Source organism: Burkholderia sp. Cy-637 (assembly GCF_011753175.1).
GTDB lineage: Bacteria > Pseudomonadota > Gammaproteobacteria > Burkholderiales > Burkholderiaceae > Burkholderia > Burkholderia gladioli.
Map to the genome: position 1 here is coordinate 1 of NZ_VWWC01000203.1, position 10,772 is coordinate 10,772.

The window sequence follows — 10,772 nt, forward strand, 5'->3', positions numbered from 1 at the left end:
TCACCGGCTGGCTGGTGCCGATGGGTTTCGAGCGCGGCGTCGCCACCCCGCTGATGACCGCGCATCCGCAGCCGGCCGCGTTCCGCGAGGCCTTCGAGCGCGCTGCGTTCGACCTGTCCGAGCCGCTCGCCGAGGCCAACCGGCGCCGGCGCGACTCGGCGGTGTTCGCCTCGCGCGGCGAGCTGGCGGCCCTGAGCGGCGCCGACGCGGCCGTCACCGTGCTGCTGCGCGACGACAGCGACTGGCTGAAACAAGCCGACGAGGCCCTGCTGATCGCCCTGAACCCCGAACTCGACGCGCCCGGCGCCGTCGATCCCGATTGCCTGGCCGGCGTGCCCGGCGCCTTCACGCGTTTCGCGCCGCTGTCGGCGGGCCGCCGCGCGAAGACCGCCCCGCTCGGCCCGCTGGCGCTGATGCCCGGCGACGTGAGCCTGCTGCGCGCGGCGCGCGCCAAGCCGGTCAAGCCCGGCAAGGAACCCAAGGACGGCGGCAAGAGCGCCGAGGCGGGCAAGAACGGCAAGCCCGCCAAGGGTACGAAAGACGCCCGGGACGAGGCCGCCCGCCCCGCCCAGGCGGAAGCCGACACCGCCCCGCGCCGCCGCGCCCGCTCGGCCGCCCAGGAAGCGCTGGCCGCCGCGCTCGAGGCCGACCGGATCGCGATCGAGCGCGTCGAGCCGAGCGTCGACGACGGCCGCTTCGCGGCCAAGCGCGTGGTGGGCGAGGCGATGCGCGTGAGCGCCACGCTGATCGTCGACGGCCACGCCCGGCTCGGTGCCGCGGTGGCGTTCCGCGCGGCCGACGAGGCCGACTGGCGCGAAGTGCCACTGGCCCCGCTCGGCAACGACCGCTGGCAGGCCAGCATCCCGCTCGACCGGATCGGCCGTCACCAGTTCCGGGTGCTGGCCTGGCGCGACGACTGGGGCTCGCTGGTCGACGACATCGGCAAGAAGCACGCGGCCGGCCAGGAGATCGCGCTGGAGCTGCAGGAAGCGCGCGCGCTGCTGGCCGCCGCGCTGAAGGCGAACCCGCGCCAGGCCGAGGACCCGCGCCGCGACACGCGCGCCGCCCAGGCGCTGGCCAAGGCCTTCGACGGCAGCGACGCGGGCGGCCAGCTCGCCCTGCTGCTCGCGCCCGATTCGGCCGCCGCCTATGCCGCGCTGTACCGGCGCAGCGCGCTCACGCGCGACAGCCGCGTCCATCTCGTCGAGGTCGAGCGCCGCGCCGCGCGCTTCGGCAGTTGGTACGAGATGTTCCCGCGCTCGGCCGCCGACGACGTGCAGCGCCACGGCACCTTCGAGGACGTGGCGCGCCACCTGCCGCGCATCCGCGAGATGGGCTTCGACGTGCTGTATTTCCCGCCGATCCACCCGATCGGCCTGACCGCGCGCAAGGGGCGCAACAACAGCCTGCGCGCGGGCCCCGAGGACGTCGGCAGCCCCTACGCGATCGGCTCGCCGATCGGCGGCCATACCGAGCTGCATCCGAGCCTGGGCACGCTGGGCGCGTTCCGCTCGCTGGTCGCGGCGGCGCACGCGCACGGCATCGAGATCGCGCTCGACTTCGCGATCCAGTGCTCGCCCGACCATCCCTGGCTGGCGCGCCATCCCGGCTGGTTCGCCTGGCGCCCCGACGGCTCGCTGCGCTTCGCCGAGAACCCGCCCAAGCGCTACCAGGACATCGTCAACCCCGACTTCTACGCGAGCGACGCGATGCCCGAGCTGTGGGTCGCGCTGCGCGACGTGATCCTGCACTGGGTGGACGCCGGCGTGAAGATCTTCCGCGTCGACAACCCGCATACCAAGCCGCTGCCGTTCTGGGCCTGGCTGATCGAGGACGTGCGTGCGCGCCATCCCGACGTGGTGTTCCTCTCCGAAGCCTTCACGCGGCCGGCGATGATGTACCGGCTCGCCAAGCTCGGCTTCTCGCAGTCGTACACCTACTTCACCTGGCGCGAGAACAAGCACGAGCTGCGCGAATACCTGCTGGAGCTGGCCGACGGCCCGGCGCGCGAATTCTTCCGCCCGAACTTCTTCGTCAACACGCCCGACATCAACCCGCGCTACCTGCACCACGCACCCCGCGCGCAGTTCGTGATCCGCGCCGCGCTGGCCGCGCTGCTCTCCGGGCTGTGGGGCATGTACAGCGGTTTCGAGCTGGGCGAATCGGCGCCCTTGACCGACGACGGCGAGGAATACCGCGACGCCGAGAAATACGAGCTGCGCGCGCGCGACTGGCACCGCCCCGGCAACCTGGCCGCCGAGATCGCCCTGCTCAACCGCCTGCGGCGCGGCAACCCCGCCCTGCAGACCCATCTCGGGATCCGCTTCCTCGACGCGCCCAACGATTCGGTGCTGGTGTTCCGCAAGGCCACGCCCGGCTTCGACAACGTGATCGTGGCCGCGATCAGCCTCGATCCCTGGGCGCCGCAGTCGACCGACTTCATGCTCGACGCGGCGCTCTACGAAGGCTGGGGCGTGCCCGAGGGCGCCGCGCTGCGCAGCGTGGAACTCGCCAACGGCCATCAGCACCATTGGCACGGCACCCGCCAATACGTGAACCTCGACCCGCATGCGCTGCCGTTCGCGCTCTGGCGCATCGCGCCCGAGGTGCCCCGGCCCGCCGCCTCGACGCCGCAGCCCGGCGAAGGAAACCAGCGATGATCCGCGAAGAACCGCACGATTCACCGCAACACGCGCCGTTCCAGCGCGGTGCCGGCAATGCCCGGCGCGGCGCGCGCCGCAACGGGGCGCGCTTTTCCGAACGCGGCACCCTGGCCGGCGATCCGCTCTGGTACAAGGACGCGATCATCTACCAGTTACACGTGAAGTCCTTCTTCGACTCCAACGGCGACGGCATCGGCGACTTCCCCGGCCTGATCTCCAAGCTCGACTACATCGCCTCGCTGGGCGTGGACGCGCTGTGGCTGCTGCCCTTCTATCCCTCGCCGCGCCGCGACGACGGCTACGACATCGCCGACTATCGCAACGTCCATCCCGACTACGGCACCCTGGCCGACGTGCGCCGCTTCATCCGCGAGGCGCACGCGCGCGGCATCCGCGTGATCACCGAGCTGGTGATCAACCACACCTCGGACCAGCATCCCTGGTTTCAGCGCGCGCGCCGCGCCAAGCGCGGCTCGGTGCATCGCGACTATTACGTGTGGTCGGACACCGACACCAAGTTCGCCGGCACGCGCGTGATCTTCGTGGACAGCGAGCCGTCGAACTGGACCCACGACCCGGTCGCCGGCCAGTACTACTGGCACCGCTTCTACTCGCACCAGCCGGACCTCAACTTCGACAATCCGGCGGTGGTGCGCGAGGTGCTGCAGGTCATGCGCTTCTGGCTCGATCTCGGCATCGACGGCCTGCGCCTGGACGCGGTGCCCTACCTGGTCGAGCGCGAGGGCACCAGCAACGAGAACCTGCCCGAGACGCACGCGGTGCTCAAGCGGATCCGCGCCGCGATCGACGCCGAATACCCCAACCGCATGCTGCTGGCCGAGGCGAACCAGTGGCCCGAGGACGTGCAGGAGTATTTCGGCCGCGAGGACGAATGCCACATGGCCTTCCACTTCCCGCTGATGCCGCGCATCTACATGTCGATCGCCAGCGAGGACCGCTTCCCGATCATCGACATCATGCGGCAGACGCCGGAGCTCGCGCCCAGCAACCAGTGGGCGATCTTCCTGCGCAACCACGACGAGCTGACCCTGGAGATGGTCACCGACGCCGAGCGCGACATGCTCTGGCAGGCCTACGCGAGCGACCGCCGCGCGCGCCTGAACCTCGGCATCCGGCGGCGCCTGGCGCCGCTGATGGAGCGCGACCGGCGCCGCATCGAGCTGATCAACTCGCTGCTGCTGTCGATGCCGGGCACGCCGGTGGTCTACTACGGCGACGAGCTGGGCATGGGCGACAACATCCACCTCGGCGACCGCGACGGCGTGCGCACGCCGATGCAATGGTCCGCCGACCGCAACGGCGGCTTCTCGCGCGCCGATCCCGAGCAACTGGTGCTGCCGCCCGTGATGGGCGCGCTGTACGGCTTCGACGCGGTCAACGTCGAGGCCCAGTCGCGCGACCCGCATTCGCTGCTGAACTGGATGCGCCGGATCCTGGCCACGCGCCGTGCCACCCAGGTGTTCGGGCGCGGCACGCTGCGTTTCCTGCGCCCCGAGAACCGCAAGGTGCTGGCCTACCTGCGCGAGCTGCCCGACGCCACGCCCGTGCTGTGCGTGGCCAACCTGTCGCGCGCCTCGCAGGCGGTCGAGCTCGACCTCTCCGAATTCGCCGGCAGCGTGCCGGTGGAGATGACCTCCGATTCGCCGTTCCCGGCGATCGGCGAGCTGCCCTACCTGCTGACCTTCCCGCCCTATGGCTTCCTGTGGTTCTCGCTCTCGCCGACCGGCGCCGAGCCGGCCTGGCACCGCCCGCATGCCGAGCCGCTGCCCGAGTACACCACCCTGGTGATGCGGCGCGGCGATGCGCAGCCGGCCGCGCCGCTGGTCGCAACGCTGGAGGCCGAGGTGCTGCCGCAATGGCTCGCGCGGCGCCGCTGGTTCGCCTCGAAGGACCGCTCGCTGGACGCGGCACGCTTCGACTGCGTGACGCCGATTCCCGGCGAACCGTTCCAGTACGCCGAAGTGGTGGCCCGCTCCGACGGCCGCGAGGAACGCTACGTGGTGCCGCTGGCCGCCGCCTGGGGCGACGAGACCCCGCATCCGTTGTTCATGCGGCTGGCGCTGGCGCGCGTTCGGCGCGGCCCGACCGTCGGCTACCTGACCGACGCCTTCGCGCTGCCCGGCTTCGCGCACGGCGTGCTGGCCAAACTGGCCGAACGCGCCAGCGTGCCGCTCACCGGCGGCGGCACCCTGGTGTTCTCGCCCGAGCCGACGCTGGACGAAACCATGCCGGCGCTGGGCCCCGCGCCCGAGATCCGCTGGCTCGCCGCCGAGCAGAGCAACAGCTCGCTGGTGATCGGCGAGACCCTGGTGCTCAAGCTGGTGCGGCGGGTGGCGGCCGGCATCCATCCCGAGGCCGAGATGAGCCGGCACCTGACGCGCGCCGGCTACGCCAACGCGCCGGCGCTGGTCGGCGAGGTGCTGCACGTGGGCGCCGACGGCACGCCGCACACGGTGGCGATCGTGCAGGCCTTCGTCGACAACCAGGGCGACGCCTGGGTCCGCTCGCTCGACTTCCTCAAGCGCGCGGTGGGCGACCTGGCGCTGTCGGCCGCGGCCACGCCCGATGCCCGGGAAGCCGACGGCGAGGCCGACGAGATCGACGTCTATGCCGAGTTCGCCGGCGCGATCGGCACGCGCCTGGGCGAGCTGCACGTGACGCTGGCCGCGCCCGCCGACGATCCGGCCTTCGCGCCCGAGCGCGCCACGCCCGCCCACGTGGCGCGCTGGACCCAGGACGCGATCGCGATGGTCGAGCGCGCGCTGGGCCTGCTCGCGCCGCGCCTGGACGATCTGGACGACGGCGTGCGCGAGGCCGCCGTGGCGCTGCTGGCCTCGCGCGAGGAGCTGCTCGCGGCGCTCGGCGCGCTGCTGCCGAAGGATCTCGACGCGCTCTGCACGCGCATCCACGGCGACTTCCATCTCGGCCAGGTGCTCGACGTGCACGGCGACGCGATGCTGATCGACTTCGAGGGCGAGCCGGCCCGGGCGCTGGACGCGCGCCGCGCCAAATCGCATCCGCTGCGCGACGTGGCGGGCCTGCTGCGCTCGCTCTCGTATGCCAGCGCCGCCGCGCAGTTCTCGATCGAGAAGGCCCCCGCGCCCACCGCCGACCTCAAGCGCGCGCTGTTCGACCGCTTCGGGCAGGCCGCGGCCGACCGCTTCCTCGCCAACTACCGGCGCGCCGCCGAGCTCGCGCCCACGCCGTTCGCCGGGCCCGCCGACGCCGAGCGCCTGCTGATGCTGTTCCTGGTCGAGAAGGCCGCCTACGAGCTGGCCTACGAGGCCGCCAACCGGCCCGACTGGCTGAGCGTGCCGGTGCTCGGGCTGGCCGCGCTGGGCACGCAACTGCTGGGCCGCGACCGCGACCCGGAGGAGGACCAGGACGGCCCGTCCTCCGAATCCCATTCACCCGACGAGCTCCCGCCGGAGAACCCGCAATGAGCGACACGCTGTTCGACCCGTCCGATATCGACGCGCTGCTGGACGCGCGCCACCCGGACCCGTTCGCCTGCCTCGGCAAGCACCGCCTCGGCGAGCGCACCGTGGTGCGCTCCCTGCTGCCCGGCGCGCATCGCGTGCACGCGGTGGCGCGCGAGGGCGGCCGCGTGCTCGGCGAGCTGGCGCGCGTGGCGCCGGCCGGCTGCTTCGCCGGCACGCTCGAGGACGACGCCGATTACCGCCTCTCGATCGACTGGATGACCGTGACCCAGGAGGTCGAGGACATCTATGCCTTCGGCCCGCTGCTGGCCGAGGACCGCCTCGCGCGCCTGGCCGAGGGCGACCCGCTGGCCGTGCTCGACTGCCTCGGCGCGCAGCCGATGAGCGTGGACGGCGTGCCCGGCGTGCGCTTCGCGCTGTGGGCGCCGAGCGCCGCGCGGGTCTCGGTGGTGGGCGACTTCAACGCCTGGGACGGGCGCCGCAACCCGATGCGGCTGCGCCGCCCCTGGGGCGTGTGGGAGCTGTTCGTGCCGCGCATCAGCGCCGGCGTGCGCTACAAGTTCGAGTTGCGCACGCGCGAGGGCGCGGTGCTGCCGCTCAAGGCCGATCCTTGCGCGCGCGCCACCGAGGCGCCGCCGCTGACGGCCTCGGTGGTGGCCGACGCCGAGGCGCGGTCGAGCTTCGAATGGCACGACCAGGACTGGATGCGCCGCCGCGCCGAGATCGATGCCGAGCGCGCGCCGATGTCGGTCTACGAGGTCCATCCGGAATCCTGGCAAAGGATCGGCGATCCGCCGCGCGCGCCGAGCTGGGACGAGCTGGCCGACCGGCTGATCCCCTACGCGGCCGGCATGGGCTTCACCCACATCGAGCTGATGCCGGTGGCCGAATACCCGTTCGGCGGCTCCTGGGGCTACCAGCCGCTCTCGCCGTTCGCGCCCTCGGCGCGCTTCGGGCCGGTGGAGGGCTTCTCGCGCTTCGTCGACCGCGCGCACGCGGCCGGCCTCGGCGTGATCGTCGACTGGGTGGCCGCGCATTTCCCGACCGACCCGCACGGGCTCGGCCAGTTCGACGGCAGCGCGCTCTACGAGCACGCCGATCCGCGCGAGGGTTTCCATCCCGACTGGAACACCCTGGTCTTCAACCTCGGCCGCCACGAGGTGCGCGGCTTCCTGATCGCCGCGGCGCTGGCCTGGGTGCGCGACCACCACGTCGACGGATTGCGCGTCGACGCGGTGGCCTCGATGCTCTACCGCGACTACTCGCGCGCCTCGGGCGAGTGGGTGCCGAACGTGCACGGCGGGCGCGAGAACCTCGAGTCGATCGCCTTCCTGCGCAGCCTCAACGACACGCTGCACGGCCCGCTCGCGCCGCCCGGCGTGCTCAGCATCGCCGAGGAATCGACCGCCTGGCCCGGCGTGACCGCGCCCATCGAGCACGGCGGCCTGGGCTTCGACTTCAAGTGGAACATGGGCTGGATGCACGACACGCTGTCCTACCTCGGCGAGGACCCGGTGCATCGCCGCCATCATCACGATCGTCTCAGCTTCGGCCTGGTCTACGCCTTCTCCGAACGCTTCGTGCTGCCGCTCTCGCACGACGAGGTGGTGCACGGCAAGGGCTCGCTGGTGGCCAAGGTACCGGGCGACGCCTGGCAGCGCTTCGCCACGCTGCGCGCCTACTACGGCTTCATGTGGGCCCATCCCGGCAAGAAGCTGCTGTTCATGGGCGGCGAGTTCGCCCAGCCCGGCGAATTCTCGCACGACGGCCAGCCGCCCTGGGACCTGCTCGACGCGCCCGCGCACCGCGGCGTGCAGCGCCTGGTGCGCGACCTGAACCGCCTGAGCGCCGACGAACCGGCGCTGTACCAACTCGACAGCCGGCCCGAGGGTTTCGGCTGGCTGGTCGGCGACGACGCGAACAACAGCGTCTACGCCTTCCAGCGCCGCGACGACAGCGGCCGCGTGCTGGTCGCCATCTGCAACTTCACGCCGGTGCCGCGCGACGGCTATCGCGTCGGGCTGCCGGCGGGCGGGCGCTGGACCGAACTGCTCAACACCGACAGCGCGGCCTATGGCGGCACCAATCGCGGCAACGGCGGCGCGCTCCAGGCGCAGGACGTGCCGGCGCATGGCCAGTCCTGGTCGGCGGAGCTGCGCCTGCCGCCGCTGGCCACGCTGTGGCTGCGCCCGGATTGAGGCCCACGCGAGCCGCGCCCTCGCGCAGCCAGCCGCTTCGAAACGACACGAGCAACGACGACGAACCAGGAGAGCAGCATCATGCGCGCAGCCACCGCCGACCGACTCGAACCGGGCAGGCCCTACCCGCTCGGCGCGAACTGGAACGGCCTGGGCATCAACTTCGCGGTGTTCTCGGCGCATGCCACGCGCATCCAGCTGTGCCTGTTCGATGCGACCGGGCGCAAGGAGATCGCGCGGCTGGACCTGCCCGAGTGCACCGACGAGATCTGGCACGGCTACCTGCCCGACGCGCATCCGGGCACCGTCTACGCGTTTCGCGCCGACGGGCCCTACCAGCCGCAGCACGGCCATCGCTTCAATTCCTCGAAGCTGCTGCTCGACCCCTACGCGCGCAAGCTGATCGGCCAGTTCCGCTGGTCCGACGCGCTGTTCGCCTACCGGCTCCATTCGAACCGCGCCGATCTCTCGATCGACCGGCGCGATTCGGCGCCGGCCATGCCCAAGTGCGTGGTGGTCGACGAGACCTTCGACTGGCGCGACGACCGCCGCCCCGAGGTGCCCTGGCCGCAGACGGTGATCTACGAGACCCACCTGCGCGGCGTCTCGATGCGTCGCGGCGGGCTGCGCCAGCCCGAGCGCGGCACCTTCGCGGCGCTCGGCTCGCCCGAGTTCATCGAGCACCTGCTGCGGCTCGGCGTGAGCACCGTCGAGCTGCTGCCGGTGCATGCCTTCTTGCACAGCCGCGCGCTGGTCAATCGCGGCCTGCGCAACTACTGGGGCTACGACACGCTGGGCTTCTTCGCGCCCGAGCCGTCCTACCTGTCGACGCGCCGGCTCGACGAGATGCGCATCGCGATCCGCCAGCTGCACGCGGCCGGCATCGAGGTGCTGCTCGACGTGGTCTACAACCACACCTGCGAGGGCAACCAGCTGGGCCCCACGCTGAGCTGGCGCGGACTCGACAATGCCAGCTACTACCGGCTGCAGCCCAACGACCCGCGCCTCAACATCGACGAGACCGGCTGCGGCAACACGCTGAACCTCTCGCATCCCCGCGTGCTGCAGATGGTGATGGACTCGCTGCGCTACTGGTGCACCGCCTTCAACATCGACGGCTTCCGCTTCGACCTGAGCGTCACGCTGGGCCGCGAGCCGAACGGTTACGACAAGGGCTCGGGCTTCTTCGACGCGCTCGGCCAGGACCCGATCCTGGCCACCCGAAAGCTGATCGCCGAGCCCTGGGACGTGGGCCCCGGCGGCTACCAGCTCGGCAACCACCCGCCCGGCTTCGGCGAGTGGAACGACCGCTTCCGCGACACGGTGCGCCGCTTCTGGCGCGGCGACGCCGGCATGCGCCCGGAGCTGGCCGCGCGCCTGGCCGGCTCGGCCGACATCTTCCACCACCAGCGGCGCCGGCCCTGGGCCTCGATCAACTTCGTGACCGCGCACGACGGCTTCACGCTGGCCGACCTGGTCGCCTATTCGTCCAAGCACAACGAGGCCAACGGCGAGGACAACCACGACGGCCGCGACGACAACTGCAGCGCCAACTGGGGCGTGGAGGGCGCGAGCGAGGACGCCGGCATCCGCGCGGTGCGCGCGCGCGTGGCGCGCTCGATGCTGGTGACGCTGTACGCCGCGCTCGGCACGCCGATGCTGCTCGGCGGCGACGAGTTCGGCCGCAGCCAGCGCGGCAACAACAACGCCTATTGCCAGGACAACGAACTGTCCTGGTTCGACTGGGAGCTGGCCGACAGCGAGCACGGCCGCCAACTGAGCGCCTTCGTGGCGCGGCTAGCCGCGCTGCGCCGCGAGCATCCGCTGCTGTCGGAGCCGCGTTATCCCTCGGGCGACCGCGAGGCGGCGCCGGGCCTGCGCGAGATCGACTGGTTCGACGAACGCGGCGAGAGCGTCTCGGTGCCGGCCTGGCAGGACCGCGAGCGCCGCGCGCTGACGATGCGCCGGGTGGGCCCCGATCGCCACGGCGAATGCGAGGCGCTGCTGCTGATGCTCAACGGCTCGGCCCAGCCGCTGCGCTTCGTGCCGCCCGCGCCGGTGCTGGACTGGCATGTGCTGGCCGACAGCAGCCGGCCCGAGGTGGAGGGCGAGGCGCTGGCCGCCGAGGGCATCGAGCTGCCGCCGCACACGGCCCTGATCGCAGCCGCGAAGCTGGGCGCGCGCGAACGCGTCTCGCTCGACGAGACGAACACCGACGCCACCAGCGACGCCCTGCCCGAGGATGCCGAGGACGCGCCCGACGAACTGCCGGCCGCCGCCGCGCCGGCCGACGAGCCCGATGCGGAACCCGAGCCGGTCGCGCAGCGCGCGGCGGCCGCGACACGCGCCAGCCGGCTGTCGGTCCCGGTCCCGGTGCCGGTGCCGGTGCCGGCATCGATTGGGGCAGGCGCCTCACGACGCGCCGCCGACACGGCTCCCGATTCCGCCGC

Annotated in this window: 3 protein-coding genes and 1 pseudogene; all 4 read left to right on the forward strand. The window is 72.2% G+C overall.

Features of this window, described 5'->3' with window-relative positions; all coding sequences use genetic code 11:
- The coding region (locus F3J10_RS31345) for an alpha-1,4-glucan--maltose-1-phosphate maltosyltransferase (RefSeq protein ID WP_167243728.1) at positions 1 to 2,660 on the forward strand (2,660 nt) is incomplete at its 5' end.
- On the forward strand, positions 2,657 to 6,127 hold the full coding sequence (gene treS / locus F3J10_RS31350) for a maltose alpha-D-glucosyltransferase (protein WP_167243729.1): 3,471 nt from the start codon (positions 2,657 to 2,659) through the stop codon (positions 6,125 to 6,127). The genes F3J10_RS31345 and treS, both read left to right, overlap by 4 nt.
- Positions 6,124 to 8,322 carry a 1,4-alpha-glucan branching protein GlgB gene (gene glgB / locus F3J10_RS31355; protein ID WP_167243730.1) on the forward strand — a complete coding sequence of 733 codons (2,199 nt, stop codon included), beginning with the start codon at positions 6,124 to 6,126 and terminating at the stop codon, positions 8,320 to 8,322. Before treS ends, glgB begins: the two co-directional genes overlap by 4 nt.
- An 81-nt stretch (positions 8,323 to 8,403) precedes the next feature.
- A pseudogene (gene glgX / locus F3J10_RS31360) lies at positions 8,404 to 10,497 on the forward strand (glycogen debranching protein GlgX); the annotation flags it as partial.
- Between the last annotated feature and the right edge of the window lie 275 nt (positions 10,498 to 10,772).